Origin of the sequence: Sphingomonas fucosidasi (assembly GCF_036663855.1) — a bacterium.
Classification (GTDB): domain Bacteria; phylum Pseudomonadota; class Alphaproteobacteria; order Sphingomonadales; family Sphingomonadaceae; genus Sphingomonas; species Sphingomonas faeni_B.
Genome location: NZ_JAXOJR010000001.1, coordinates 500776 through 527335, shown reverse-complemented (window position 1 = coordinate 527335; position 26560 = coordinate 500776). Strand labels below are relative to the sequence as shown.

General features: G+C 67.9%; 22 protein-coding genes and 2 riboswitches. Of the genes, 16 read left to right on the top strand and 6 right to left on the bottom strand.

The window, feature by feature from the left end; genetic code table 11:
* Positions 1-68: 68 nt before the first annotated feature.
* From U1737_RS02320 to cobJ, 9 genes are all read left to right on the top strand, one after another.
* Positions 69-2123: a TonB-dependent receptor gene (locus tag U1737_RS02320; RefSeq protein ID WP_332795445.1), complete on the top strand. Its 2055-nt coding sequence runs from the start codon at positions 69-71 to the stop codon at positions 2121-2123.
* Positions 2123-3259 carry a PepSY-associated TM helix domain-containing protein gene (locus tag U1737_RS02315; RefSeq protein WP_332795444.1) on the top strand — a complete coding sequence of 379 codons (1137 nt, stop codon included), beginning with the start codon at positions 2123-2125 and terminating at the stop codon, positions 3257-3259. Before U1737_RS02320 ends, U1737_RS02315 begins: the two co-directional genes overlap by 1 nt.
* 30 nt (positions 3260-3289) lie before the next feature.
* Positions 3290-3508: riboswitch (cobalamin riboswitch) on the top strand.
* 182 nt (positions 3509-3690) lie between these two features.
* Positions 3691-4740, top strand: coding sequence for a HoxN/HupN/NixA family nickel/cobalt transporter (locus tag U1737_RS02310; RefSeq protein ID WP_443027065.1), 1050 nt, complete (start codon positions 3691-3693; stop codon positions 4738-4740).
* A gap of 171 nt (positions 4741-4911) precedes the next feature.
* Positions 4912-5128: riboswitch (cobalamin riboswitch) on the top strand.
* A gap of 105 nt (positions 5129-5233) precedes the next feature.
* Positions 5234-6271, top strand: a complete 1038-nt coding sequence (gene cobW / locus U1737_RS02305; protein ID WP_332795443.1) for a cobalamin biosynthesis protein CobW — start codon at positions 5234-5236, stop codon at positions 6269-6271.
* Between the two features lie 8 nt (positions 6272-6279).
* Positions 6280-9513, top strand: coding sequence for a cobaltochelatase subunit CobN (gene cobN / locus U1737_RS02300; protein ID WP_332795442.1), 3234 nt, complete (start codon positions 6280-6282; stop codon positions 9511-9513).
* A complete protein-coding gene (gene cobG / locus U1737_RS02295) occupies positions 9510-10655 on the top strand; it encodes a precorrin-3B synthase (protein ID WP_332795441.1) in 1146 nt (381 codons plus the stop codon). The genes cobN and cobG overlap by 4 nt, the downstream gene beginning before the upstream one ends.
* Positions 10656-11285, top strand: coding sequence for a precorrin-8X methylmutase (locus tag U1737_RS02290; RefSeq protein WP_332795440.1), 630 nt, complete (start codon positions 10656-10658; stop codon positions 11283-11285).
* A complete protein-coding gene (cobI, locus tag U1737_RS02285) occupies positions 11282-12019 on the top strand; it encodes a precorrin-2 C(20)-methyltransferase (protein ID WP_332795439.1) in 738 nt (245 codons plus the stop codon). The genes U1737_RS02290 and cobI overlap by 4 nt, the downstream gene beginning before the upstream one ends.
* Positions 12016-12765 carry a precorrin-3B C(17)-methyltransferase gene (gene cobJ, locus U1737_RS02280; RefSeq protein WP_332795438.1) on the top strand — a complete coding sequence of 250 codons (750 nt, stop codon included), beginning with the start codon at positions 12016-12018 and terminating at the stop codon, positions 12763-12765. The genes cobI and cobJ overlap by 4 nt, the downstream gene beginning before the upstream one ends.
* On the opposite strand, the gene U1737_RS02275 is transcribed toward cobJ, so the two are convergent.
* Positions 12741-13490, bottom strand: a complete 750-nt coding sequence (locus U1737_RS02275; RefSeq protein WP_332795437.1) for a cobalt-precorrin-6A reductase — start codon at positions 13488-13490, stop codon at positions 12741-12743. The genes cobJ and U1737_RS02275 overlap by 25 nt on opposite strands.
* Here U1737_RS02275 and cbiE point away from each other — a divergent pair.
* The 6 genes from cbiE to cobF are packed head-to-tail and all read left to right on the top strand — an operon-like array spanning position 13489 to position 18622.
* On the top strand, positions 13489-14688 hold the full coding sequence (gene cbiE, locus U1737_RS02270; protein ID WP_332795436.1) for a precorrin-6y C5,15-methyltransferase (decarboxylating) subunit CbiE: 1200 nt from the start codon (positions 13489-13491) through the stop codon (positions 14686-14688). The two genes, U1737_RS02275 and cbiE, sit on opposite strands and share 2 nt — an antisense overlap.
* Positions 14685-15062, top strand: a complete 378-nt coding sequence (locus U1737_RS02265; protein ID WP_332795435.1) for a cobalamin biosynthesis protein — start codon at positions 14685-14687, stop codon at positions 15060-15062. The genes cbiE and U1737_RS02265 overlap by 4 nt, the downstream gene beginning before the upstream one ends.
* Positions 15059-15844: a precorrin-4 C(11)-methyltransferase gene (gene cobM, locus U1737_RS02260; protein ID WP_332795434.1), complete on the top strand. Its 786-nt coding sequence runs from the start codon at positions 15059-15061 to the stop codon at positions 15842-15844. The genes U1737_RS02265 and cobM overlap by 4 nt, the downstream gene beginning before the upstream one ends.
* Complete coding sequence (locus U1737_RS02255; RefSeq protein ID WP_332795433.1) at positions 15841-17148, top strand: cobyrinic acid a,c-diamide synthase CobB; 1308 nt, start codon at positions 15841-15843, stop codon at positions 17146-17148. Before cobM ends, U1737_RS02255 begins: the two co-directional genes overlap by 4 nt.
* Positions 17145-17864: a uroporphyrinogen-III C-methyltransferase gene (gene cobA, locus U1737_RS02250; protein ID WP_332795432.1), complete on the top strand. Its 720-nt coding sequence runs from the start codon at positions 17145-17147 to the stop codon at positions 17862-17864. The genes U1737_RS02255 and cobA overlap by 4 nt, the downstream gene beginning before the upstream one ends.
* Positions 17861-18622, top strand: a complete 762-nt coding sequence (gene cobF, locus U1737_RS02245) for a precorrin-6A synthase (deacetylating) (RefSeq protein WP_332795431.1) — start codon at positions 17861-17863, stop codon at positions 18620-18622. Before cobA ends, cobF begins: the two co-directional genes overlap by 4 nt.
* A 134-nt stretch (positions 18623-18756) precedes the next feature.
* On the opposite strand, the gene U1737_RS02240 is transcribed toward cobF, so the two are convergent.
* Together U1737_RS02240 and U1737_RS02235 are read right to left on the bottom strand one after the other, a co-directional pair.
* Complete coding sequence (locus U1737_RS02240; protein WP_332795430.1) at positions 18757-21039, bottom strand: TonB-dependent receptor; 2283 nt, start codon at positions 21037-21039, stop codon at positions 18757-18759.
* Between the two features lie 175 nt (positions 21040-21214).
* Positions 21215-22342 carry a nucleoside hydrolase gene (locus U1737_RS02235; RefSeq protein WP_332795429.1) on the bottom strand — a complete coding sequence of 376 codons (1128 nt, stop codon included), beginning with the start codon at positions 22340-22342 and terminating at the stop codon, positions 21215-21217.
* A gap of 176 nt (positions 22343-22518) precedes the next feature.
* Here U1737_RS02235 and htpG point away from each other — a divergent pair, with 176 nt between their 5' ends.
* Complete coding sequence (gene htpG, locus U1737_RS02230) at positions 22519-24441, top strand: molecular chaperone HtpG (RefSeq protein WP_332795428.1); 1923 nt, start codon at positions 22519-22521, stop codon at positions 24439-24441.
* A gap of 4 nt (positions 24442-24445) precedes the next feature.
* On the opposite strand, the gene U1737_RS02225 is transcribed toward htpG, so the two are convergent.
* The 3 genes from U1737_RS02225 to modA are packed head-to-tail and all read right to left on the bottom strand — an operon-like array spanning position 24446 to position 26477.
* Complete coding sequence (locus U1737_RS02225; protein WP_332795427.1) at positions 24446-25045, bottom strand: ATP-binding cassette domain-containing protein; 600 nt, start codon at positions 25043-25045, stop codon at positions 24446-24448.
* Positions 25035-25724 carry a molybdate ABC transporter permease subunit gene (modB, locus tag U1737_RS02220; protein ID WP_332795426.1) on the bottom strand — a complete coding sequence of 230 codons (690 nt, stop codon included), beginning with the start codon at positions 25722-25724 and terminating at the stop codon, positions 25035-25037. Before modB ends, U1737_RS02225 begins: the two co-directional genes overlap by 11 nt.
* Positions 25725-26477 (bottom strand): molybdate ABC transporter substrate-binding protein, encoded by a 753-nt coding sequence (gene modA, locus U1737_RS02215; protein ID WP_332795425.1) that lies wholly within the window; start codon positions 26475-26477, stop codon positions 25725-25727. It lies immediately after the preceding gene.
* Between the last annotated feature and the right edge of the window lie 83 nt (positions 26478-26560).

The window sequence follows — 26560 nt, the reverse complement described above, 5'->3', positions numbered from 1 at the left end:
TGGACGCGGCTCGCCACATTTGTCGGCGCGCGCCGTCACGGTCGCGCGCCTGTCGAAGGCTCCTGCATATGTTCCGTACTCCGCCTCCATTCGGGGCAGCGATGGCCGTCGTCCTCGCCGTTCCCGCCTGCCTTGTCGCACCTCCCGCGGTCGCTCAGACAACCGCCCCTACCCCCGCCCCTACCGAGACCGACACGCGCTTCACGATCGGCGAGGTCGTCGTCACCGCGCGGAGCATGGCGCGGTCGACCGAGACGATCCTTACGTCGGTCGACATCCTCGGCGGCGACATCGCGCAGCGCCAGTCGGTCGACAATACGTGGGAGCTGTTCGCCCGGCTGCCCGGCGTCGTGCTGACCGACTTCAACCAAGGCACCACCTCGGGCCGCTTCTCGATCCGCGGGTTCAACGGCGAAGGCGAGATCAACGCGGTCAAGCTGATGATCGACGGCATCCCCAGCAACGACAATGCCGGGGGGATGACCGGGATCGACATCGTCCCGCCGCTCGATATCGCCGGAATCGAACTGGTCCGCGGCACCGCCGATCCGCGCTGGGGGCTGAACGCGATCGCCGGCAGCGCCAACATCCTGACGCGGATCGGCGGCACCTACCTCGACGCACGACTGATCGGCGGCGCGTTCGGGACGATCGACGGACAGGTCTCCGCCGGGGTCGACCGCGGCGGCTTCAGCCAGAACTATTTGGTCGGATACCGTCGGACCGATGCGTATCGCGACCATGCCGATCTCGACCGCTTCAACGTGGCGGGCAAATGGTTCTATGATTTCGGGACGACCCGCCTGGGCACGATCGTCCGCTACTCGACCGCGACCGCCGACGAACCCGGCTATCTGACCGACGCCGACGCCTATACCGACCGCACCCGCTCCTACGCGGTCTCGGATTCCGACGGCGGCACGCGAAAGATCGGCCAATACAGCCTGCATCTCGATTCCGACCTCTCCGACACGCTTGCGTTCAGCGCCAAGGGCTATGCCAACAGCCTGCGCGACGATCGCTATGTCCGCTTCTCGGCCAGCGTCCCGCAACAGCGGCGGTCGACCGAGGAATGGCAATATGGCGCGACCGCCGCGCTGCATTACCATCCCCGGGTCGACTTCCTCCACGGCCTGATGATCGAGGCGGGCGGCGACGTGCAGGTGCAGGACAACAAAAGCCTGCGCTGGCTGACCGACCGCCGGACGCTCACCAGCCAGACGCGCGACCAGGATTTCGGGCTGACCGTCTATGGCGGCTATCTCCAGGCGGTGATCGAGCCGACCGACTGGCTCAAGATCACGCCCGCTTGGCGGCTCGATCGCGTCACCGGCGATTTCACCAACCGCCTGGCGGGCACGACCGCGCCGATCAACGACTACGGCACGATCAGCCAGCCCAAGCTGAGCATCGCGATCACGCCCGTGACCGGCGTGACCGCCTATGCCAATTACGGCCGCACGTTCCAGATTGGCGCGGGCTCGGGTGCGTATCTGGTGGCGCCGCGAACCACCGACGTCTCGCCTTCGATCAACGAAGGCTATGAGGCGGGCCTGAAGCTGACCCGCGGCCGCTGGCTCGAAGCGCGCGTCGCGCTGTGGCAACAGACCGCGAGCGGCGAACTGAAGCGGCGGCTGAACGATCCGTCGGGCGATGTCGACAATCTCGGCCGCACGCGGCGGCGCGGCATCGATCTGCAGCTCGACGTGAAGCCGGTCCGCACCGTCGCGCTCTGGGGCAGCTATTCGCACCAGACCGCGCGGATCGTCACGCCCGACCCGGCCACCCCGTCGCAGGCCGGCAACGCGATCGACCACGTCCCGCAGAACGTCTTCTCGGGCGGGCTCGACGTCACGCCCAATCCGAGGCTCCGGCTGTCGTTATGGGGCAACGGTCAGTCGAGTTACGAACTCAACCCCGCCAATACGCAGGGGCGATACGGCGATTACGTCGTGCTCAACGCGGACGTGGCGTACAAGCTGACGCCGAGGATCGAGATTTCCGGGCAACTGAAGAACCTCGCCAACACGCGGTACGAATATGTCTGGTACGACGGCACGCAGCGGCTTCATGCGCCGGCGGATCCACGATCGCTGTTCGGCGCGGTCCGGTTGACGCTCTGATGCCACGCCGGCCGCCGCTGCGCGTGATCGTGCGGCGTATCCACCTCTGGCTGGGGCTGTCGATCGGCGCGCTGTTCGCGTTCGCCGGGCTGACCGGCAGCATCCTGGTCTTCTATCCGGAGATCGACGCAGCGCTCAGCCCGGCGTTGCGCGCAGTGCCGGACGGCGCCCGGCCGGTATCGTGGCAGGCGGTCGTCGACACGCTCCACCGCGAGCATCCCGCCCGCACCGGCGCATGGCGGATCGAGGTCACGACGGACGGCGGCGCGATCTCGGTCCGCTATTACCGGCCGAAGGAAACCGCCGGTCGCGACTTCGCGCCCCTGCTCGCCTGGATCGACCCGGTCCGGCTGACGACGATCCGCACCGGCTTCTGGGGCGATACCATCGTCACCTGGATCTACGACCTGCATTACCGGCTGTTGCTGGAGAAACCCGGCGGCATCGTCATGGGGATTGCGGGGATCGTCATGCTGCTGATGATCGCCAGCGGGATCTGGGCGTGGTGGCCGCGCCCTGGCGTCTGGTGGCGCGCGCTCCGCTTCAAGCGCGACGCCGCCCCAATTCGCCGGCTCTACGACTGGCACAAGCTGATCGGCCTGGCCGGCGCGATCCTGCTGCTCGTCGTCACCGCGACCGGGGTGATGCTCGACCTCCCCGACCAGACGCGCTCCGTAATCGGACGCGTCTCACCGCTATATCAGATGCCGCCGCTGATGGTCGTTCCGAACGGAGACCGCCTTCCCGTCGACCAGCTGGTCACTGTCGCCCAGCACCGCTTTCCAGGTGCCGCACTCGCCTGGATCGAAACCCCCGCCTCGCCTACCGGCACCACGCGGATCAATCTCGCGCAGGACGGCGAGCCAAGCCGCCGCTTTCCGCGCACTAACGTCTGGCTCGATCCCCATACCGGCGCCATCCTAGCGACCCGCGACGGACTCGCCGAGACACGCGGCGACATCATGATGAACTGGCTCCACCCGCTGCATGGCGGCGAGGCGTTCGGACTGGCAGGACGCGTCCTCGCCTTCGTCGCCGGAATCGTTCCGATCGCGCTGTTCGTGACCGGACTGCTGCGCTGGCAACGACGGCGAAACCCGCGAAGGACGATTGGCACCCGGCACGAACCCGGCTAGCACGACGATCGAGCGGCCGGTTCGACCGGTGGCTCGCTAGATCGCGTCGGTGCCCGGAAGGGCTTGATTGGGAATGCGGTGCGGACGGTTCGCCGTCCTATGCCGCGGCTGTCCCTGCAACTGTAAGCGGCGAGCGAAGCGCACGAGCCCTCTGCGCGAGGGCAGCCACTGGGCCGAAAAGCCTGGGAAGGCGTGGGCGCCGAGCCTTGACCCGCGAGCCAGGAGACCTGCCGGCGTCTGGTCGCTCTTGTCCCGGTCCAGGGGGTGGCCGAGGCACGGTGAACGCCGCCTGCGTGACACTGGCTGAGCGACGACCATGTGGCGGGGTCCGCATCGGTGTCGTGCGTCGGCCGCTCATGGCGTCCGGTCGTCGCATGACCCGGCCGTTCGCGGCAGGCCCCCGTCCTCGTCGGACGCTGCGGGGCTATTGCATGACGACTTTGACGATTGAGCGACCGACGCGGGTTTCGACACGCAAGCGCATCGGCTGGATGTTCTTAGGCCTGATCGTGGCCAACATCGCGGCGTGGTGCTGGGCGTTCTCGCTGTTCCACGCGCAGCCGCTGATGCTCGGCACGGCCTTGCTGGCCTGGGGCCTCGGCCTGCGGCACGCAGTCGATGCGGACCACATCGCCGCGATCGACAACGTGACGCGCAAGCTCATGCAGGACGGCCATCGCCCGATCGCGGTCGGCTTCTGGTTCGCGATCGGCCATTCGGGGATCGTCCTGATCGCCGCCGTCGCGATCGCGCTCACCGCCAGCGCGCTGTCGCAGTTCGAGGCGTTCAAACAGGTCGGCGGCGTCGTCGCGACGACGATCTCCGCGCTGTTCCTTTTCACGATCGCCGCGATGAACCTCATCATCCTGCGCTCGGTCTGGCGCACCTTCGGCCATGTCCGCGGCGGCGGGACCTATGTCGAGGAGGATCTCGACCTCCTGCTCGGCAACCGCGGGCTGCTCGCGCGACTGTTCCGGCCGATGTTCCGGCTCGTCACGCGAAGCTGGCACATGGCCCCGCTCGGCTTCCTGTTCGGGCTCGGCTTCGACACCGCTACGGAAGTCGCGATCCTCGGCCTTTCCGCAAGCCAGGCCGCCGACGGTCTCTCGATCGGCATCGTGCTGGTGCTTCCCGTACTGTTCGCGACCGGCATGGCGCTGGTCGACACCGCGGACGGCGTCGTCATGCTCGGTGCTTACGAATGGGCGTTCGTGAAGCCGATCCGCAAACTCTACTACAACATCACCATCACGCTGATCTCCGCAATCGTCGCGATCGCAATCGGCGGGATCGAGACACTGGCGCTGCTTGGCGCAAAGCTGGGCTTGACCGGCGGCATCTGGGATCTGGCGGCCGCACTGGGCGAAAATTTCAACGGCCTCGGCTTCGCGATCATCGGCCTGTTCGTCCTCTGCTGGGTGCTGAGCTTCGCGATCTACCGCTGGAAACGCTTCGACGAGATCGAGGTGAGGCACGGGTAGCCGCCCCCCTCCGTCACCCCGGACTTGTTCCGGGGTCCACCGTCCCGCAAACTCACAACTATCGAGTATGCGGAACCGTGGATGCCGGAACGAGCCCGGCATGACGAACGCAAGGCGCATTGGCACACTCGCCAAATTCCTCTAACCCACCACTGAGGCTCGGTTTCACCGAACCTCACAGATCGCGCCGGTGCCCTTCGGGGCTTGAATGGGAATGCGGTGCGGGAGGGTGTCCTCCCAATGCCGCAGCTGTCCCTGCAACTGTAAGCGGTGAGCGAGACGCACACGCCCTTCGTTTCGGAGGGCAGCCACTGGGTGAAAACCTGGGAAGGCGTACGTCGAGCTTCGACCCGCGAGCCAGGAGACCTGCCAGCGCAATGGTCGCTCTTGCTACGATCCAGGGGATGGTCGCGGCACGGTACTCCGTCTGAGCGACGAACGCGTGCGGCCGAAAGGTCGTGCGTGCGTGCTTTTAGACGTCGAGGAAATAATCATGTCCGATCTTTCAAAGGTCCCCGTCACCATCGTCACCGGCTTCCTGGGCGCGGGCAAGACCACGCTCATCAGCCACCTGATCCGCAACGCGAACGGCCGCCGCCTTGCGGTCGTCGTCAACGAATTCGGCACGCTCGGCATCGACGGCGACATCCTCAAGGGCTGCGCGATCCCCGATTGCCCGGCCGAAAACGTCGTCGAGCTGGCCAATGGCTGCATCTGCTGCACCGTCGCCGACGACTTCATCCCGACCGTCGAGACCTTGCTCGCACTCGACCCGCGCCCCGATCACATCCTGATCGAGACCTCCGGCCTCGCATTGCCCAAGCCGCTGCTGAAGGCATTCGACTGGCCCGCGATCCGCTCGCGCATCACCGTCGACGGCGTCATCGCGCTCGCCGATGCCGAGGCGGTCGCCGCGGGTCGCTTCGCCCCAGACGTCGCCGCGCTCGACGCGCAGCGCGCCGCCGACCCCAGCGTCGATCACGAGACGCCGTTGTCGGAAGTGTTCGAGGACCAGCTCGCCTGCGCAGATCTCGTACTCCTGACCAAGGTCGACCTCGCCGGACCCGAAGGCGTCGCCAAGGCGCGCGCGGTGATCGCCGCAGAGTCCGCACGGCCGCTCCCGGTCATCGACCTCACCGACGGCATCATCGACCCGCGCGTGATCCTCGGTCTCAACGCCGCCGCCGAAGACGACATCGCCAGCCGCCCCTCGCATCACGACGGCGAGGACGATCACGAGCATGACGATTTCGACAGCGTCGTCGTCGAGCTGGGCGAGATCGCCGACCCCGCCGATCTGACCGCGAAGATCGAGGCGCTCGCCCGCAGCGCCGACATCCTCCGCGTGAAAGGGTACGCCGCCGTCACCGGCAAGCCGATGCGCCTCCTCGTCCAGGCCGTCGGCGCGCGCGTCCGGACGCAGTACGACCGCCCCTGGCGCGCGGGCGAACCGCGCCGCACGCAACTCGTGGTGATCGCCGAGCACGACCGGATCGACGAGGCCCGCATCAAGGCCGCGCTGGACGGCTGAGGCCCACGATGCACGTCGTCTTCCGCGAGACCCACGGGGTGGAGGAAAGCGCGGTCCCGCAGGACCTCGCCCAATCCCCTGCGGATCTCGTCGTCCTATCCTTCTCCGACGGTGACCTCGGCGCATTCGCGGCGGGTTGGAGACGTGCGGATGCTGCCGGAAGTCGGCTTCCGTCGCTACGCCTCGCGAACCTGACCGCGCTCCAGCACCCGCTCTCGGTCGACACCTATGTCGAGCAAACGTTGGCCGGCGCGAAGGGCATCCTGATCCGGCTGATCGGGGGCCGCTCCTATTGGAGCTACGGCCTGCAACAGGTCGAAAACCTCGCACGCAAGAAGGGCATCGCGCTCGCTGTTCTCGCCGCGGACGGTCGCATCGACACGCGCCTCGACGCCGCTTCGACGATCCCGCTCTCGACGCTGCGCCGCCTGGCTCACCTCTGCGACACCGGCGGCGCGGTCGCGGCGCAGGCGGCACTCGCGCAGTTCGCGCTGGCCGCCGGTTGCTATGCCGGCCCGGTCACCGGAGTCCGTGCGATCGCCGATGTAGGCGGCTGGCAACCGCACGACGGCGTGACGTGCCCGGCCGCGTTCGCGCTCAACGCGCACCGCCCCCGCGTGCTGGTCGTATTCTACCGCTCCTACCTGACCGCCGCCGACCTCCACCCGATCGAAGCCCTGCACGCCGAACTGACCGCGCGAGGCTTCGACGTCCTCGGCCTCTTCGCGCCCTCGCTCAAGGCACCGGATGCGGCCGGCTGGATGGGCCATTGGGTCCGAGCTTTGAAACCCGCCGCGATCGTCAACGCCACCGCCTTCTCCGCACGCGGCGCGAGCGACACGACCCCACTCGACGACGCCGACGTCCCCGTCTTCCAGATCGCGCTGGCCACCTCCGACCGCGCCGCCTGGGCCGGTGCCACACGTGGCCTGTCGCCCGCCGACCTCGCCATGCACGTGGTCCTTCCCGAAGTGGACGGCCGCCTCTTCGCCGGCGTCGCCAGCTTCAAGGAAGCCGCCGCGAGGGACGGCGACCTCGAATACACCCGCCGCGAACACCGCGCCGACCCCGCGCGCATCACCGCGATCGCTGCGCGGATCGAAGCCTGGACGAACCTCGCCAGCAAACCCATCGCCGACCACCGCATCGCGATCGTCCTCTCGACCTATCCCGGCAAGACGTACCAGATGGCACACGCCGTCGGTCTCGACGCGCTCGCCTCCACGCAGGCGATCCTCGCCGACCTTACTCAGGCCGGTTACGCGATCACGCCCGATGCAACCGATCTGGCCACCTCGCGCATTCACTGGCCGCTCGCCGAGTACCGCAAAGCCCTCGCGCACCTCCCCGAAGCTCTGCGAAAGGACCTTCAGGAAACCTGGGGCGATCCAACCGAAGACTTCGCTTTCACCGCGATCGACCAGGGCGGGGCACTCGTCGCCCTCCAGCCCGAACGCGGCCGAATCGAGCAACGTGCGGAAGAGTATCACGACCTCTCGCGCTGCCCTTGTCACGCCTACGTCGCCTTCTACCTCTGGCTCCGCACGCGCGGCACCGACGCGCTGGTCCATGTCGGCGCGCACGGCACGCTAGAATGGCTGCCCGGTAAGTCGGTCGCGCTGTCCGACGCCTGCTGGCCCGAAGCGCTCACCGGCGCGATGCCCGTCATCTACCCGTTCATCGTCAACGACCCCGGCGAAGCTGCCCAGGCCAAACGCCGCATCGGCGCGGTCACTCTAGGCCACGTCCCGCCACCACTCGAACGCACCCGTACCGGCGCCGGCCTCGGCCGTCTCGAAGCGCTGCTCGACGAATTTTCCAACGCCGACGGCCTCGATCCCGCCCGCCGCGACCGCCTGCAACGCGACATCCGCGACGAAGCCACCGCCACCGGCCTCGCCGCCACGCTAGGGCTCGACGATGCACAGTCACAGGCGGACGCGATCACCCGGATCGACACGTTCGTCTGCGACGTGAAGGAAAGCCAGTACGGCGACGGCCTCCACATCTACGGCCGCGGCGACCAAGGCGAAGCCGAACGCGCCGGGCTCCAGTCCGCGCTCCAGGGCAAACGCATCGCGTCCGGCCCCTCCGGCTCCCCGTGGCGAGGCCGCGCAGACGTCCTACCGACCGGCCGCAACCTCTACACCACCGATCCCCGAGCAGTCCCCTCCCGCGCCGCCCATACCCAAGGCGTCAAACTCGCCGATGAACTCGTCCGCCGTCACCTACAGGACCACGGCGACTACCCCCGCAATCTCGTGGTCGACCTATGGGCCTCGGCAACGATGCGGACCGCCGGCGAGGAGTTCGCGATGGCGCTCCACCTGCTCGGGGCGGAGCCCGTCTGGGACATGCAGTCCGACCGCGTGACGGGCGTCGAGATCCTCCCGCTCGCCAATTTCGACCGTCCCCGCATCGACGTCACCCTGCGCGTATCCGGTCTGTTCCGCGACGCCTTCCCGACGCTCTGCACGATGTTCGGCCAAGCCGTCCGCGCGCTCGCCGCACGCGACGAACCGGCCGATTGGAACCCGTTCGTCGGCAAGCCGGTCAGCGCTCGCGTATATGGTCCCGAACCCGGTCGCTACGGCCTGAGCATGGGCGACGCCGCCGAAACCTACACGCCAGAGGCTCGACTGGAAGCTGGCCAAGCGTGGCTATCCGCCTCCAGCCACGCGCTCGACGACGGCGTAGAAAGTTTCGACCCGACCGGCATCCGCGACCGCGTCGCTGCCGCCGACGCCTTTGTCCACGCCCAGGATTTGCCCGAAACCGACCTCCTTCTCGCCGCCGACTACGCCGCCCACGAAGCAGGCTTCGCTGCCGCGCAATCGGTCGCCGGGGGTAACGCCACCCTCTACCATCTAGACGCGAGAGACCCGACCCAAGCCAGGGCCCGTCCGCTCAAGGAGGAAATAGCCCGCGTCGTCCACGCCCGCGCGGCGAACCCCGCCTGGGTCGACGGCATGATGCGCCACGGCTTCCGCGGCGGTGCGGAGATCGCCGCCACGCTCGATCATCTCGGCGCCTTCGCCCACCTCGCCAGCGCGGTCCGCCCCGAACTGATCGACCTCTATTACGACGCCACGCTCGGCCGCGACGATGTCCACGCCTTCCTCGCCGAAGCGAACCCCGGCGCGCTGGCGGCGATGCAGGCGCGCTTCGCCGCGCTCCACGCCGCGGACCTGTGGCCGACCCGCCGCAACTCGATCCTCGCGCGCCTGGATTTGCCGTCGTGAGCGCATTCCAGGTCAAAGGCTGGTGCCCCGACGCATGGCGCCCGATGATGGCCGGCGACGGCCTGCTCGTTCGCGTCCGCCCCCCGCTCGGTCGCCTGACCCGCGCGCAGGTTCTGGGCCTTGCCGACGCCACGACGCGGCACGGCAACGGCCAGATCGACGCCACCACCCGCGCGAACCTCCAGATCCGCGGCGTCCGCGAGGATAGCTGGCGCGCGCTGATCGACGCGCTTCTCGATCTCGGCCTGATCGACCGGGACCAGACCCGAGAGGCGCGCGCCAACATCCTCGTCGCACCCGACTGGCGCGCCGGCGACGACACCCACCGCATCGCCGAAGAGTTGCGCGCCCGCCTGTCCGAACTGCCCGACCTCCCCGGCAAAGTCGGCTTCGCGATCGATGCCGGCGCCACGCCGACGCTGCAGGACGCCCCCGCCGACTTCCGCATCGAACGCGTCGCATCTGGTCAATTGATCCTCCGCCCAGACGGTCGCGAGCGCGGCACGCCGCTGTCGCCCGGCACCGAAGTCGACCACCTGATCGCGCTAGCCCGATGGTTCGTGGACAGCGGCGGCGCCGCGAGCGGTCGCATGGCACGACACGACGCGCCGCTTCCCGATTTGGCTGCCGGCATCACGTCCCCCGCGCCATCGGCGCACAGGCTCCAACCCGGCAGGCACCCTCTCGGCGTCGCGCTCGGCCTGCCATTCGGCCGGGTCTCGGCGACGGCACTGACCCGCTTCCTTGAAGCCGAAACTGCCGTCGAGGCGATCCGCCTGACACCCTGGCACATCGCGATCTGCGAAACGGCTGCCAAGCTCCGCGTGCAGCCGGACCCCGCCGACTTCATCACCGATCCATCCTCGCCGATCCTACGCACGGATGCCTGCGTAGGCGCACCGGCCTGCCCGCAAGCTACCGTCGAAACCCGCAGCCTCGCACACCGCCTAGCCCCCCACGTCACCGGCCGCCTCCACGTCTCCGGATGCGCCAAGGGATGCGCGCGCGCGCGCCCCGCCGACGTGACGCTCACCGGGCGCGAAGGCCGCTACGACCTCGCCTTCGACGCCCGCGCCGGTGCGCCACCCACTCTCGCCGATCTCGACATCGCGCAGATACTCGCCCAGTTCGGAGCCGCCTGAATGCCGTACGCCTATGAAACCGACGGCGCGGCGATCTACCGCCAGTCCTTCGCGATGATCCGCGCGGAGGCCGATCTCACCCGGTTCTCGCCCGACGAAGAGCCGGTCGCCGTCCGCATGATCCACGCAGCAGGGCTCGTCGGCCTCGCCCAGCACCTCCGCTTCTCGCCCAACTTCGCGGTCGAAGCCCGCCGCGCGCTGCAGGCCGGTGCGCCGATCCTGTGCGACGCCCGCATGGTCACCGAAGGCATCACCCGCGCCAGATTGCCCGCCGACAACCGCATCGTCTGCACGCTCCACGCCCCCGAAACGCCCGAGCTTGCGCGCGAGATGGGCAACACCCGATCCGCCGCCGCACTCGAACTCTGGCGTCCGCATCTCGCCGGCGCCGTCGTCGCGATCGGCAATGCGCCCACCGCGCTGTTCCATCTGCTCAACATGCTAGAAGACCCCGCTTGTCCGCGCCCGGCGGCGATCATCGGCTGCCCCGTAGGCTTCGTCGGCGCGGTCGAATCGAAGGCAGCGCTCTGGACCGACCAGCCAGTCCCCTGCGTCGTCGTCGAAGGCCGGATGGGCGGCAGCGCGATTACGGTCGCCGCGATCAACGCGCTGGCGAGCGGCACCGAATGACATCCTTGCGAACCGGCGGCACGATCCACGGCGTAGGCCTTGGCCCCGGCGCGCAGGACCTCATGAGCGTCCGCTCGGATCGCCTCGTGCGCGGCGCGCGCCACGTCGCGTATTTCCGCAAGGCCGGCCGCGCCGGTCAGGCCCGGAAGATCGTCGACGGCATGCTCCGCGCCGACGTGGTCGAATTCCCGATGGAATACCCCGTCACCACCGAAATCCCCGTCTCGGACCCGCGCTACAACGACTGCCTGTCGGCGTTCTACGAAACCTGCATCGATCACCTCGCGGCGCTAGCCAACGCCGGCGAGGACGTCGTCGTGCTCTGCGAAGGCGACCCGTTCTTCTACGGCTCGTTCATGCACCTCTACACCCGCCTCCAGACGATCGCACCGGTCCGGGTCGTCCCCGGCATCACCGGCATGTCCGGCGCCTGGACCGCCAGCGGCGCGCCGATCACCTGGGGTGATGACGTCCTCACGGTGCTGATGGGCACGCTTCCCGAGGAGGATCTGGTCCGCCGCATCCGCGACACCGACGCGCTGGTGGTGATGAAGATCGGCCGTCACCTCGCCAAGCTCCGCCGCGCCGTCGCCACCGCCGGACGCGAGAGCGAGGCATGGCTGGTCGAATACGCCGCGATGGCCGATCAGCGCGTCACGCGGCTCTGCGAGGCGGACGCCATCACGCCCTATTTCTCGATCCTGCTGATCCACGGGCAAGGACGCCGTCCATGACCGGCTGGCTCGCGATCGCAGGGCTCGGCCCCGGCGATCCAAACCTCGTGACCCCCGAAGTCACCGCCGCGCTCGCCGAAGCGACCGACGTCATCGGCTACATCCCCTATGTCGCGCGCGTCGCCCCCCGCGACGGCCTTACGCTCCACCCGACCGACAACCGCGTCGAACTCGACCGCGCCACGCACGCCCTCCAGCTCGCGGCTCAAGGCCAGCGGGTGGTCGTCGTGTCCTCGGGCGACCCCGGCGTGTTCGCCATGGCCGCCGCGGTATTCGAAGCGCTCGAAGCCGGCCCGCCGGAATGGCGCGATCTCGACATCCGCGTACTCCCCGGCATCACCGCGATGCTCGCCGCGAGCGCCCGCGCCGGCGCCCCGCTCGGCCATGATTTCTGCGCGATCAACCTCTCCGACAATCTCAAGCCCTGGCCGCTGATCGAACGCCGCGTGCGCCTCGCGGCCGAAGCCGATTTCGCGATCGCCTTCTACAATCCCCGATCGAAGGCGCGCCCCGACGCCCTGATCCGCATCTTCGAGATCCTCCGCGACACCTGCCGCGACGACCGCCCGGTGCTGTTCGCCCGCGCCGTCTCCACGCCCGAGGAAACCCTCCGCATCTTGCCCCTCACCGAAGCCCGCGCGGACATGGCCGACATGCGAACGATGATCATCATCGGCTCCAGCCTGACCCGGATCATCGAGCGCCCGGCCGGCCCGATCCTCTACACGCCCCGGTCGGCACCATGATCGAGCCAGTGCAGCACGTCCTCCGCCGCATGCACCTCCAACCGAGCGGGCAGGGCCGGCCGGTCTATCATGATCACGCGGAGCGCGAGGGCACGCGCCGCGCCCAGCTTCGCCTGCGCGCCGGTGCCGCCAGCGTTCTTGCAGACCACGATCTCGATCCCGTGCGCCGCCATCAACCGCCGATCGCCATCGACGTCGAACGGCCCGCGATCGACCACCAGATGATGCCGCGGCAACCCGGGCGTCTGCTCTGGCGCGTCGACGAACCGCAGCAGATACTCGTGCTGAGGCTGCACCGCGAACGCATCGACGTGCATCCGCCCGAGCGCCAGCATCACGCGCCGCGCGGGGCCAGCCAACGCCGCGACCGCACCCGCGATATCGCTCACGCGTGTCCAGCGATCGCCCTCGACGGATACCCAGGCGGGGCGCGTCAAGGCGATGTGCGCCACCCCCGCACGCGCTGCCGCCATGACGGCATTCGCGCTCATTCGCGCCGCGAACGGATGTGTCGCATCGACCAGATGCGTCACGCCGTGCGCTCGCAGATACGCGACCAGCCCCTCGACACCGCCAAAGCCGCCCACTCGCACCGGGATCGGCTGCACCTTGGGGTTCGCCACGCGCCCGGCGTAGCTCAACACGGCCGCATCGCCTCGCTCGGCCAGCATCGCAGCCAGCGCGCTGGCCTCGGTCGTGCCGCCCAGCACCAGGATGTTCGACATGGCTGACACTCCCTGGCTGACAATCATCGGATTAGGCGAAGACGGCGCGGCCGGCCTGTCCCTGTCGGCAAAAGCAGCACTCGCCGAGGCAGACCTGGTGACCGGCGCAGCCCGTCACCTCGCCCTCCTTCCGGACCTTAAGAGCGAGGTCATGCCCTGGCCAGTCCCGTTCGACGCAGGCATTTCCTGCCTGCTGGAGCACCGCGGCCGGCAAGTGGCGATGCTCGTGTCCGGCGATCCGTTCTGGTTCGGCGCAGGCACCTCCGTCACACGCCACTTGGCACCGACCGAGTGGGTCGCTTACCCCGCGCCCTCCACGTTCAGCCTTGCCGCCGCGCGTCTCGGCTGGCCGCTCGAGGATACCGCCTGCCTCGGTCTCCACGCCGCGCCCCTGTCACGCCTTCGCCGGCACATAGCACCAGACCGCCGCGCCCTAGTCCTGCTCCGCGACGGCGAGGCCGTGGCGAAACTCGCTTGTTATCTGAACGATCTCGGCTTCGGCGCATCGCATCTCCACATCCTCGAAGCCCTTGGCGGCCCCCGCGAACGCATCCGCGAAGCGACCGCCGCGACGCTGGCGTTTGACGACATCGCGCATCCCGTCGCGATCGGCATCGCGTTTGCCGGCGACGGCACGGTGCTACCGCGCACCGCCGGCCTGTCCGATGCGTGGTTCGAGCATGATGGACAGATCACCAAGCGCCCGGTCCGCGCGCTGACGCTGTCCGCGCTCGCGCCGAAACCCGGTGAGACGCTGTGGGATATCGGTGCAGGCTCGGGCTCGATCGGGATCGAATGGCTGCTTTCCCATCCATCCACCAACGCCATCGCATTCGAAGCCGACCCCGTCCGCGCCGACCGCATCCGCAACAACGCCGCGGCCCTGGGCGTCGACCGGCTGCAAGTCGTCGAAGGCCGCGCACCCGGTGCCCTTGCAGACCAGGCCATACCCGACGCCGTCTTCATCGGCGGGGGGCTTTCGAACGCGATGCTGGACGCACTCTGGAAAGCACTTCCAGCCAGCACCCGCCTAGTCGCCAACGCCGTCACGCTGGAATCCGAGGCGCTCTTGGCCGGCTGGCACGCAGCGAAGGGCGGCACGCTCATGCGGATAGAATTGTCCGACGCCGCTCCGCTCGGCACACGCCGGGGTTGGCGCGCGAGCTATCCCGTCGTCCAGTGGAGCGTCGTGTCGTGATCGTCGCCGGCTTCGGATGTCGCACCGGCGCGAACGTCGCTGCGCTACGTACTGCGCTCGCCGCGGCGCAGCACGGGTGCCCGCCCGTGAAGGCTCTGGCGTCACCGCACGACAAGCTGGCGCTCGTATCGGAACTGGCGGCAGCGCTGGGTCTACCCGTGATCGCCGTACCACCCGACGCGTTGCGGGTGCCGATAACGCAGACGCAGTCGATCGCCAGCCTCGAAGCCCGACAAACGGGCAGCGTCGCCGAAGCCTCGGCCCTCGCGGCTGCCGGCCCCGGCGCGCAGCTTCTCGCCACCCGCCATATCTCGTCCGACCGGATGGCCACCTGCGCCATTGCTCGATCGGGCGTCGAAGGACCCGCTGCATGACCGTCCACTTCATCGGCGCAGGCCCCGGCGCGCCGGATCTGCTGACCTTGCGCGGTCGCGATCGGATCGCCGGATCGCCCGTCTGCCTTTACGCCGGCTCGCTGATCCCAACGGCGATGCTCGATCACTGTCCCCCCGGCGCGCGCATCGTCAACACCGCGCCGCTGTCGCTCGACCAGATCATCGCCGAGATCCAGACCGCACACGACGCCGGACAGGACGTCGCGCGGCTCCATTCCGGCGACCTGTCGATCTGGTCGGCGATGGGCGAGCAACTGCGCCGCCTCCGCGACCTCGATATCCCGTTCACGATCACCCCCGGCGTCCCCGCCTTCGCCGCCGCCGCCGCCGCGCTGGGGGTCGAACTGACGCTCCCCGAACTCGTGCAGTCGGTGGTGCTGACCCGCACGCCCGGCCGCGCCAGCACGATGCCCGTCGCCGAGACCTTGACCGCGTTCGCAGCAACCGGCGCGACGCTCGCGATCCATCTCTCGGTCCACAACCTGGCGCAGGTCGTCGCGGACCTCACGCCGTCCTATGGCCCGGAATGCCCGGTGGCGATCGTGTGGCGCGCGAGTTGGCCCGACCAACAGATCGAGCGCGCCACGCTCGCGACGATCGCGCAGGCTATCGAAGGCAAACCCGATCGCACCGCGCTGATCCTCGTCGGCAAAGCCCTGGCCGCGGAGAATATCGTCGAAAGCAGCCTCTACGCAACCGGTTATGACCGCCGCTTCCGTCCCCAATCCGCAGACTCGAAGTTCGCCGGAGACCTCGCATGACCCCCGGCCTGCTCATCGCCGCGCCCGCCTCGGGCACCGGCAAGACCACCGTCATGCTCGGTCTCCTTCGCACGCTCCGCGACGACGGCCTCGCGGTCCAGCCATTCAAGAGCGGTCCCGATTATATCGACCCCGCCTTCCACCGTGCCGCCAGCGGCCGCGCGTCGTTCAATCTCGACAGCTGGTCGATGCCCGCCACGATGCTCGACACGCTCGCCGCCAATGCCGAAGACGCGGACTTCGCGCTGGCGGAAGGCTCGATGGGGCTCTTCGACGGGGTTGCGAAGCCGGGCGCAACCGGCAATGGCGCCAGTGCCGACATCGCCCGCAGGATGGGCTGGCCGGTCGTGCTCGTGATCGACGTCTCGGGCCAGGCACAGTCCGCCGCCGCCACCGCGCTCGGCTTCAGCCGCTACGATCCCAGCGTGCCGATCGCCGGCGTCATTCTCAACCGCGTCGCCAGCCCCCGCCACGATCGACTGGCGCGCAGCGGCATGGACGCAGTCGGCATCCGCGTGTTCGGATCGCTGCCAAGGCGCGGCGACCTGAAGCTGCCGGAGCGCCACCTCGGGTTGGTTCAGGCCGCCGAGCACCCTGATCTCGACGCGCGCATCGACGACTATGCGACGTTCCTCCGCGCGCATGTCGACATTCCCGCACTCCGCGACGCCGCTTCAGCCGGCGCCCCGGCGGCAGGCGCGCAAAGCTGGATTCGGCCGCCCGCCCAGCGCATCGCGCTCGCCCAGGACGCAGCCTTCTCGTTCACCTATGCGCACGTGCTCGAAGGCTGGCGACGGGCGGGCGCCGAGATCATGCCGTTCTCGCCGCTCGCCGACGAAGCCCCGGCCGCGCACGCCGATCTGGTCTGGCTGCCCGGCGGCTATCCCGAACTCCACGCGGGCAAGCTCGCGGACGCGCGCAACTTCCACGCAGCCCTCGGCGAACACGCACGCACGCGCGCCGTCCACGGCGAGTGCGGCGGCTATATAACACTCGGTGAAGGGCTGATCGACGCCGACGGCGCGCGTCACCGGATGGCAGGACTACTCGGTCTGGTCACCAGCTACGCCCAGCGGAAAATGCACCTCGGCTACCGCAATGCGACGCTCCATGCGCCGATGGGCGGCTTCGCGGCGGGCGCCGCGCTCACCGGCCACGAGTTCCATTACTCGACGATCATCGACCAGCCGGACGCGCCGCTCGCGCATGTTACCGATGCCGAGGGCAATTCGGTCCCCGAAACCGGCTCGCATCGCGGCCACGTCACCGGTAGCTTCTTCCACATGATCGCGAGCCCATCATGACCGGTTTCGTCTCGTTCGTCGGCTCAGGCCCCGGCGATCCCGAACTGCTGACGCTGAAAGCCGTCGCACGGTTGCAATCCGCCGACGCCGTGTTGTTCGACGACCTGTCCTCGGCAGTCCTCGGCCACGCCCGACCGGGCGCCGACCTCGTCGCGGTCGGCAAGCGCGCGGGTCGCCCGTCGCCGACCCAGGCGCACGTCTCGCAACTGCTGGTCGAATACGCCCGCACCGGCATCCGCGTGGTCCGCCTCAAGTCCGGCGACGCAGGGATGTTCGGCCGCCTCGAGGAAGAGATCGTCGCGCTGAGGACCGCAGGTATCCCGTTCGAGATCATCCCCGGGATCAGCGCCGCCAGGGCCGCCGCCGCCACCGCGCAGATCCCGCTCACCCGCCGGCTCAGTGCCCGTCGCGTCCAGTTCGTCACCGGCCACGACGTCACCGGCGACCTTCCCGAACAGCGCAACATGGCCGCGCTGGCCGATCCCGAGGCGACGACGGTGGTCTTCATGCCCAAGCGCACCTTCCCGGCGCTGGCCGCCTCGCTGATCGAGCACGGCCTGTCCCCGGACACGCCCGCGCTGATCGCGGAGAATATCGGTCACCCCGACCAGTCCCTGACCCGCTCGACGATCGCAAACCTGGCAGAGCAGTTGCAGGCAGGCTTTTCCAGCAAGCCCGCGCTGATCCTGTACGGACCGCTCATGGAGGCCGAATGATCGACTTCCATCTGATCGGCATCGGCACCGGCAACCCCGATCACCTCACGCGCGCCGCGATCATCGCGATGAACGCCGCCGACCTGATCCTTCTCCCCCGCAAGGGCGACGCCAAGTCCGACCTGATCGACCTGCGCCGCACGATCTGCGCCGACGTCCTGACCGGCTCGACCCGCGTGGTCGAGTTCGACCTCCCCATACGCGACGCCCGCGCGCCGTATCTCAAAGCCGTCGACGAGTGGCACGACGCGATCGCCGCAGCCTGGGCCACCCAGATCGCTATGCATCTTCCGGACGGGGGGCGCCTCGCGCTGCTCGTCTGGGGTGACCCCTCGCTGTACGACAGCACGCTGCGGATCGCGGACCGGCTGCGCGTCGGCGGGTTGGCGATGAGGGTCACGGTCGTCCCCGGCATCACCAGTCTCCAGGCACTCACCGCCGCGCATGCTATCCCGCTCAACACGCTAGCCGCCCCGGTGCTCATCACGACCGGCCGTCGCCTGCGCGAAAGCGGTTGGCCCAGCGGCGTCGATACGCTGGCCGTGATGCTCGACGGCCATTGCGCGTTCGAGACGCTGGACCCTGCGGGTGTCCGGATCTGGTGGGGCGCCTATCTCGGCATGCCGCACGAAGCCCTCGCCAGCGGCGCGCTTGCAGATATCGCCCGACACATCGTTACCAGACGCGCCGAACTCCGCGTGGCCCATGGCTGGATCATGGATATCTACCTGCTGCGGCGAGCACCGGTTGGCGCGTGACACACCATAGGCCGCCCCGATCCTCAACAGCACGCCGCTGCACCGGCGCCTCTACGTACGGCGGCACCGGAGAGCGGGTCGCCGACCGGATCATCGAATGCCGACAATACGCCCGATGATCCGCCCCCGTCAGGTCAGAACGCGACCTTGAACTGGCCGCCGATGATCCGCGGTTCGTTGATCATGCCGGTCAGGTTGTTGAAGTCGATCGCGCTGATGCTGCGATACTGGTTGGTGATATTGCGGACGAATGCGCCGACTTCGTACCCTCGCGGCGATTTGTAGCCGACCTTCAGGCCGCCTTCGAGCGACGACTTGCCGGTGAATTCGACGGCTTCGTACAGGAAGAAGTTAACGCTGCTGCGATAGACCCAGTCGGTATAGGCATACACCTCGCCGCCGTTGCCGAGCGGAATTCCATAGCGTGCCGTCCAGTTGGCGATCCAGCGCGGCGCCTGGGGAAGGTCGTTGCCGTCGATAATCGCGAACCCGTTGACGATCGGATCGAGCACCGTGCAGGTCGCGCACACCCCGACACCGATGTTCGGATCGCGGATTTCGGTGAAGTTGTAGCTGCCGCTCGCGGTCAGCGTCAGGTCAGGCAATGGCCGCGCCTCGAACTCGCCCTCGACGCCGTAGCCGATCGCCTTGTTCGCGCTGATCAGCCGCGCCGAATTGCTGCTGCCCCCGACTGCGGTGATCTGCAGGTCCTTGGTGCTGTACCAATAGGCGTCGAGCGAGAAGTTCACCTTGCGATCGAGCAGCGTGCCCTTGAATCCGCTTTCGCCCGAGAAGGTGGTCTGCTTGGGCGCAGTGCTCTGGACGCTGCCGAAGGTCACGCGGTCCTGGATCGCGGGGCCCTGATAACCGGTCGCGAGCCGCGAATAGACGTTGATCGCGGGCGTCAGTTCGTAGGTCGCGCTCGCATCCCAGGTGACGTTCGAGCCGCGCACGACCGCCCGTGCCGGCAACGTGTCGCTGATCCCGGTGCCGGGGATCGGCGCGGTGACGAGGTCGTTGCGGTAATCGTGCGAGTAACGGACACCCGCGCGCAACGTCAGCAGTTCGGTCGGCTTCGCCTCGATCGACGCGAAGGCGCCGTAATTCTCGTTGCGGTTGTCGTGGAAAATGTCCTGCGTCAGGTCGGTCGCGCGCGATCCGGTACCGCCGAACGCATAGTCGTACTGGTTGTAGCGCAGCGTCTGGTGGAAATAATACAGACCACCCTGGAGGCGGATACCGCTCATGTCCTCGCTGGCGTAGCGCAGTTCCTGGCTGAATTCCTTCGGCTTGGTGAGGCCGCCGGTGTTCGACGGGAACAGCCCGACGTTGATGGCGCCGATCGTACCGCCGAGGAACGTGTAGTTGTTGCCGCCGTCGACATCGCCGGTGCTCTCGACCTTGGCCTGTTCATAGCCGGTGACCGAGTAGAACGTGCCGATGCCATCGAGGTGATAGTCGAGCCGGAGGTTCGTGCCCCATTGCGTGAGGCTCTGGCTGGTATAGCCGTCGAGCGCAGCGTGTTTCGGGTCGAAGCCGGTGTTGAAATCGTTGGTGCCCGGCTTGAACAACCCGGCACGGAAGATGCGCGGCGAGCCCGTCAGGTCGCGGACGTGGACGTTCAGCAACGCGTTGAAATCGCTGCTGGTGTAGCCGAGCTGGAAGCGGCCGGCGACGTCGCGATAGCCTTCGAGCTTGCGGTCGGCGTTACCCGTGGGGGAGTCGTTCGTAACCCAATCGTCGCGCGACTGGATCAGACCCGATGCGCGGAACGCGAAGCCGTTACCGATCGGCAGATTGATCGCCGCCTCGCCGTTGATAGTGTTGTAGGTCGCCCAGGACCCGGTCGCATAGCCCGACACCTTGTCGGGGTTGGGCTTGGCGGAATTGATCTTCACGACACCCGCTGGCGTGTTGCGCCCAAACAACGTGCCCTGCGGACCACGAAGAACCTCGACGCTCTGCAGATCGAAGACCGGGAAAGACTTCAGCATCGGATTTTCGAGCGCGACATCGTCGTAAACGACCGAGACGGGCTGCGCGGCGTTGGGATCGAAATCGGTGTTGCCGAGACCACGGATGTAGAAGCGTGGGAAGGTGCGGCCGAACGACGATTCCACCTGAAGGCTCGGGGTGCGGCCGGCGAGGAACCGGATGTCGAGGCCGCTCGAGTTGAGCACGTCGAGCTTCTCGCCGCTGATCGCGGTGACCGCGAGCGGGACGTCCTTCGACGATTCCTGCCGGCGGGTCGCTGTCACGACGATCTCGCTAAGACCCTGATCGCTGGCCGGATCATCGACGGCCTGGCCTGTCGCGGCCTGGTCCTGTGCGGCGGCGGGTACGGCGAAAGCGAGTAACGGCGCGCTGGCGGCCAGCAGGCGGGCGATGGCAGACGTACGAACGGGCAAGCGAATCATGGACGGTCCCCCCTTGGGTTTCGAGCATCCTCCTGCGTCGATCCGTGTGCCCCGGACCCGTCACCGATCGGTAACACCGCTGTAACGTGCGGCAATAGGGCGGATCGGGCTCGATGCGCTTTTGCCGACCACCGCGACATCTTTGCCCCAGTCGGCGTGGTCGACGCGGCGACGTTCAGCGCGGCAAAGGCCGCATGTAGAGCGCACGCATTGCCGCCTCCATCTTCGCGCGGTCGACACGAAGCACGACACTCTGCGCGCGTTCTCCCAGGTGCGGGCGGTACGCGTCATGCCATGACAGCGTATCGCCGTAGCCAGCGGTTTGGTTCGTGTCGAAATCGACGTAGAGCGTTTCCGCTCGCGTGACGATCGACGGCTCCAGCCAGACCATCGCCGCAATCTCGTCCCACATCGGAAACCCCGGCTCGAGCCCGGTCTGCAGGGTATCGGTGAGCAGGGTATGCGTAGGCTTCAAGCTGTTTAGAAAACCGCGGGTCCACTGCGTTCCGGTCGACGGATCGATCGGCACCATCGTCACCTTCGGCCAGGCACCGCGTGCCATGATCCGCGCCGCTTCCGGGTCCCAGCGGATATTGAACTCGCGCCGCGGCGTATTGACGAACTCGCGCGCAAATTCCGCCGCCGCCGGCGTGTCGAGCGTCTGCTGCGGATTGAGGCTGCCGCCCATGTAGACCAGTTCCTTCACGTTCGCGGCAAAGCTCGGATCGAGGCTCTGCGCGATCGCGATGTTGGTCATCGGCCCGGTCGCGAACAGCGTGATCTGACGAGGGTGCGCGCGCACCATCCGGATTAGAAACGCGGCGGCACTCTCGCTGGAAGGCTTGGTGACCGGATCGCCGATCGGCAGGCTCGGCACGACCGCGGGCGACGGCCTTTCGGACCCCGCCGGGCTCGCGCCGCCGGGCGCAGGCTCGGTCCATGCCCCCTTGAACTCGAGCCGGCCGTACAGCCCCTCCCACCGCTTTGTCGCCGTTTCGCTGTTGACCAGCGGATAGGTCGCGCCCGGCACCACCGGTACATCGCGACGCCCGAGTATCTCGACCGTCCGCAGGGCATATGCCGTCGCCGTATCACGCCACACCGAGCCGCTCGTCGTCGTGATCCCGAGCACCTCGACGCCGGGCGCCTGGAGCAGCAGCGCGGGTGCACCGTTCAGCCCCACCACGTCGTCGTCGATCAGGACGAGGCGTGTGGCGGGTGCATCTCTGGCCGAGATGGCAACGGGGATGCCCAGCGCGACGAGCGTCGCGAGGCCGAGGATAAAAGATTCTCGTATGATCACGCGATATTGCCCCCAACGCCCGGGCTGCTGCATCGATACCGTACTGCAGACCGACGGTACGCACATCCGCCGCGAGCCTTCCGGCCGTCAATCGCAAAGCGCTGCTGCCCCTTGAATTCGTTCTGACGCCCGTCCAACTCTCCGCCACGAATTTACAGCGAAGGTCGTTCCGCATCATGAATCCAGATACCACGTCCATAGATCCCGAAACCGTCACGCCCGAAACCGTCACGCCCGAAACACATGCGTTCGAGGCGGATGTCTCGCGGTTGCTGCACATGATGGTACATTCGGTCTATTCGGATAAGACCGTGTTCCTGCGCGAGTTGATCTCGAACGCCGCCGATGCCTGCGAGAAACTCCGCTACGAGGCGTTGAGCGCGCCGGATCTGCTCGGGGACGAAACCCGCTCGCAGATCGCGATCACGCTCGATCCCGACGCGAAGACGCTGACGATCGAGGACAACGGCATCGGCATGACCACCGACGACATGGGCGAGGCGCTCGGCACAATCGCGCGGTCGGGCACCAAGGCGTTCATGGACCGGATCGCCGCCTCGTCCGGCTCGGAGGGCGCACAGCTGATCGGCCAGTTCGGCGTCGGTTTCTATTCCGCATTCATGGTGGCCGAAAAGGTCGACGTCGTCTCGCGCCGCGCCGGTGCAGACACCGCGTCGGTGTGGTCGTCGGACGGTCTCGGCACCTACACGATCGCGCCTGTCGACCCCTCGGAAGCGCCGTCGCGCGGTACCCGTGTCGTGGTGCATCTGCTCGATGACGCGACCTCCTTTACCGACCGCTATACCGTCGAGCGTCTGATCAAGGACCAGTCGGGCCACGTCCCCGTCCCGATCACGCTGCGCGAAAAGCCCGACGCCGAGCCGGTCGACATCGCCGACGGCGCCGCGCTCTGGACCAAGCCCAAGTCCGAGATCAGCACCGAAGACTATGCCGATTTCTACCGCAGCGTATCCGGCCAGTTCGACGGCCCCGCGCTGACGCTCCATTACCGCGCCGAGGGGCTGCACGAATATTCCGTGCTCGCCTATGTCCCAGGCGCCAAGCCGTTCGACCTGTTCGATCCCGACCGCAACGGCCGCATGAAGCTGTACGTGAAGCGCGTCTTCATCACCGACGATGCCGAGGTCCTGCCGCGCTACCTTCGCTTCATGCGCGGGTTGGTGGATTCGTCCGACCTGCCGCTCAACGTCTCGCGCGAGATGATCCAGGAAAGCCCGATGCTCGCCGCGATCCGCAAGGGCGTGACCGGCCGCGTGCTGGCCGAACTCGACAAGCTCGCGACGCGCGATGCCGAGGCGTATGCGAAGATCTGGGAGAATTTCGGCGCGGTCCTGAAGGAAGGGCTTTACGAGGATTTCGAACGGCGCGACGCGCTGCTCAAGCTTGCCCGCTTCAAGACCACGACCTCGGGCGGCGCCTGGCGTTCGGTCGCGGACTATGTCGCGGCGATGAAGAAAAACCAGACCGCGATCTACTATGCGGTCGGCACCGATCTCGACCGGCTCGAAGCGTCGCCGCAGCTCGAAGGGTTCCGCGCACGCGGGATCGAGGTGCTGCTGCTGCCGGACTCGGTCGACGGCTTCTGGGTGACGGCGGGCATCGATTCCGACGGAAAGCCGTTCAAGTCGGTCACGCAGGGTGCCGCCGACCTGAGCCTGATCCCACTCTCGGATGGCGCCGCGCCGCCGACCGCCGACGCAACGCCGGAGGTCGCCGACTTCATCGCGTTCGTGAAGACGACGCTGGCCGATGCCGTATCCGAGGTTCGCGCCTCCGAGCGGCTGACCGACAGCGCGGTCTGCCTCGTCGCGGCGGACAGCGGCATGGACCGCCAACTCGAACGAATCCTCGCCGCCAGCGGTCAGGCGATGCCCGCCGCCAAGCCGGTGCTGGAGATCAACCCGCGCAGTCCGCTGGTCGCCAAGCTCGCGGCCTTGGGCGAGGATGAGGCGTCGCTGCGCGAGGACGCCGCGCACCTGTTGTTCGACGAGGCACAGATCGCCGATGGGGAGCGCCCGCTCGACGCCCGCGCCTTCTCCGCTCGTCTCTCGCGCCTGTTCGACCGCGCGCTCGGCTGATCGGCTACATCCGCACGACCCGGGTGCCGATGCGTTCGGCTTCGCCCGGGTCGTGCGTGACCATCAGGATCGGCAGGTTAACCACGTCGCGGACATGCTCGATCGCGCGCATGATCTCCTCGCGACGCGCCCGGTCTAGCGAGGACAGCGGCTCGTCCAGCAACAGGAAGCGGGGTCGGCTAAGCAGCGCGCGGCCGATCGCGACGCGTTGCGCCTCGCCGCCCGACAGCGTCCGCGGCCAGCGATCGAGCAGATGGCCGATCCCGAGGAATCCAATCCGGTCCTCGAATCCCTCCGTCTCGTCGCCCGCGCCGTAGAGCAGGTTCGCGCGGACTCGCATGTGCGGGAACAGCCGCGCTTCCTGAAACACATAGCCGGCGCGGCGGCGTTCGGGTGGCACGTCGACGCCGTCCCCGAACAGCGTATCGCCATCGACCGCGATCCGCCCGCGATCGGGCGCGAGCAGCCCTGCGACCATGTTGAGCACGCTGGACTTGCCGATGCCCGAGGGGCCGAACAGCACCGTCGCGCCATCGCCCGCGTCCAGCGTCAGCGCGACGTGCGCATCGCCCAGCCGCTTCTCGATATCGATCTCAAAGGACATGCAGCCCCCGTCCCGCGCGCCGCGTCAGCAGTTCGGACGCGATTAGAGCGATCAACGACAACCCTACGGAGATACACGACAATCGCCAGACCATCGAGTCCGCGCCCGGTTGCTGCAACGCCGAATAGATCGCCAGCGGCAGCGTCTGCGTCTCGCCGGGCACGTTGGAGACGAAGGTGATCGTCGCGCCGAACTCGCCGATCGATCGCGCGAACCCCAGCACCGCACCCGCCAGCACGCCGGGGATGCTGAGCGGCAGCGTCAGCGTCCAGAACACGCGCCACGGCCCTGCCCCCAACGTCCGTGCGGCGTTCTCCAATCGCCTGTCGACCGCCTCGATCGAGATCCGCATCGCCCGCACCATCAACGGCAAAGCCATCACCCCCGCCGCGATCGCCGCGCCGGTCCAGCGGAACAAGACGGTGATCCCGAACCAATCCTGCAACCAGCCGCCGATCGGCCCATTGGGCCCGAAGGCGAGCAGCAACAGCCACCCGGTCACCACCGGCGGCACCACCAGCGGCAGATGGATCGCCGCATCGACGATAACCTTGCCGGGGAACCGGACGCGCGCGAGCAGCCAGGCCAGGCCGAAAGCGACCGGCAGGGTCACCAGCATCGCCACTCCGCCGACCTTCAGCGACAGCGCGACGATCCCCCATTCGGTCGCGTTCAGCATCTAGCGCGCGGAGAATCCGTAGCGGACGAAGATCGCCTTGCCCGCGCGTGAGACAAGGAAGCGACGGAATGCTTCGGCCTCGGGGTTGGTCGACGTCTTCAACCGCGCGATCGGATAGGTGATGGCAGGGTGCGTGTTTTCAGGAAAAACGCCCACGATCCGGACCTTGGCGGAGGCCTTTGCATCGGTCGCATAGACGATCCCGAGCGGCGCCGCCCCGCGCTCGACCAGCGCAAGCGTCGCGCGGACGTTCTCGGCGCGGACCACCTTGGGCGACACCCGCGTCCAGACGCCGAGCTTTTCCAAGGACGCCTGCCCATATTTCCCCGCCGGCACCGCGGTATCCGCCATTGCCAACGGCCCCGCGGTCAATACGCGGACGAGCGCGGCTGGCGGTCGCACCGGGATCCGAACCTTGCTGCCCGCCGGCGCCGCGACCACCAGCCGGTTGCCGAGAAACGTGACGCGCGTCGTAGCGACGATCAGCGTCTTGGCCGCAAGCGCGTTCATCCAGTCTTCGTCCGCCGAGACGAACAGGTCGGCCGGCGCCCCCGCCTCGACCTGTCGCGCGAGCGCCGACGACGCGGCAAACGAGATGGTCGGCTTGGCATGGCCTTTCTTGGCCCATGCATCGGCGGCGGCGGTCATCGACTCCTGCAAGGACGCCGCGGCCAGGACCAGTGGCGGACGCTGCGCCTGTGCGCCGCCCGGCAAGGCCAGCGGCACCATGAGCGCCAACGTAAGATACCGCATTTTCTCACCTCTCGGAGCTAGATCAAGCGGATATATAGCGGCCCACCATAACGCTATAGAAAACCGAAGATGCCGCCTTCTGC

What these genes read in the sequence shown, in the direction of transcription:
- U1737_RS02320 (WP_332795445.1), top strand. Translation starts at nt 69, where the DNA reads ATGTTCCGTACTCCGCCTCCATTCGGGGCAGCGATGGCCGTCGTCCTC.
- U1737_RS02315 (WP_332795444.1), top strand. Translation starts at nt 2,123, where the DNA reads ATGCCACGCCGGCCGCCGCTGCGCGTGATCGTGCGGCGTATCCACCTC.
- U1737_RS02310 (WP_443027065.1), top strand. Translation starts at nt 3,691, where the DNA reads ATGACGACTTTGACGATTGAGCGACCGACGCGGGTTTCGACACGCAAG.
- cobW (WP_332795443.1), top strand. Translation starts at nt 5,234, where the DNA reads ATGTCCGATCTTTCAAAGGTCCCCGTCACCATCGTCACCGGCTTCCTG.
- cobN (WP_332795442.1), top strand. Translation starts at nt 6,280, where the DNA reads ATGCACGTCGTCTTCCGCGAGACCCACGGGGTGGAGGAAAGCGCGGTC.
- U1737_RS02290 (WP_332795440.1), top strand. Translation starts at nt 10,656, where the DNA reads ATGCCGTACGCCTATGAAACCGACGGCGCGGCGATCTACCGCCAGTCC.
- cobI (WP_332795439.1), top strand. Translation starts at nt 11,282, where the DNA reads ATGACATCCTTGCGAACCGGCGGCACGATCCACGGCGTAGGCCTTGGC.
- cobJ (WP_332795438.1), top strand. Translation starts at nt 12,016, where the DNA reads ATGACCGGCTGGCTCGCGATCGCAGGGCTCGGCCCCGGCGATCCAAAC.
- cbiE (WP_332795436.1), top strand. Translation starts at nt 13,489, where the DNA reads ATGGCTGACACTCCCTGGCTGACAATCATCGGATTAGGCGAAGACGGC.
- U1737_RS02275 (WP_332795437.1), bottom strand. Translation starts at nt 13,490, where the DNA reads ATGTCGAACATCCTGGTGCTGGGCGGCACGACCGAGGCCAGCGCGCTG.
- cobM (WP_332795434.1), top strand. Translation starts at nt 15,059, where the DNA reads ATGACCGTCCACTTCATCGGCGCAGGCCCCGGCGCGCCGGATCTGCTG.
- U1737_RS02255 (WP_332795433.1), top strand. Translation starts at nt 15,841, where the DNA reads ATGACCCCCGGCCTGCTCATCGCCGCGCCCGCCTCGGGCACCGGCAAG.
- cobA (WP_332795432.1), top strand. Translation starts at nt 17,145, where the DNA reads ATGACCGGTTTCGTCTCGTTCGTCGGCTCAGGCCCCGGCGATCCCGAA.
- cobF (WP_332795431.1), top strand. Translation starts at nt 17,861, where the DNA reads ATGATCGACTTCCATCTGATCGGCATCGGCACCGGCAACCCCGATCAC.
- U1737_RS02240 (WP_332795430.1), bottom strand. Translation starts at nt 21,039, where the DNA reads ATGATTCGCTTGCCCGTTCGTACGTCTGCCATCGCCCGCCTGCTGGCC.
- htpG (WP_332795428.1), top strand. Translation starts at nt 22,519, where the DNA reads ATGAATCCAGATACCACGTCCATAGATCCCGAAACCGTCACGCCCGAA.
- U1737_RS02225 (WP_332795427.1), bottom strand. Translation starts at nt 25,045, where the DNA reads ATGTCCTTTGAGATCGATATCGAGAAGCGGCTGGGCGATGCGCACGTC.
- modB (WP_332795426.1), bottom strand. Translation starts at nt 25,724, where the DNA reads ATGCTGAACGCGACCGAATGGGGGATCGTCGCGCTGTCGCTGAAGGTC.
- modA (WP_332795425.1), bottom strand. Translation starts at nt 26,477, where the DNA reads ATGCGGTATCTTACGTTGGCGCTCATGGTGCCGCTGGCCTTGCCGGGC.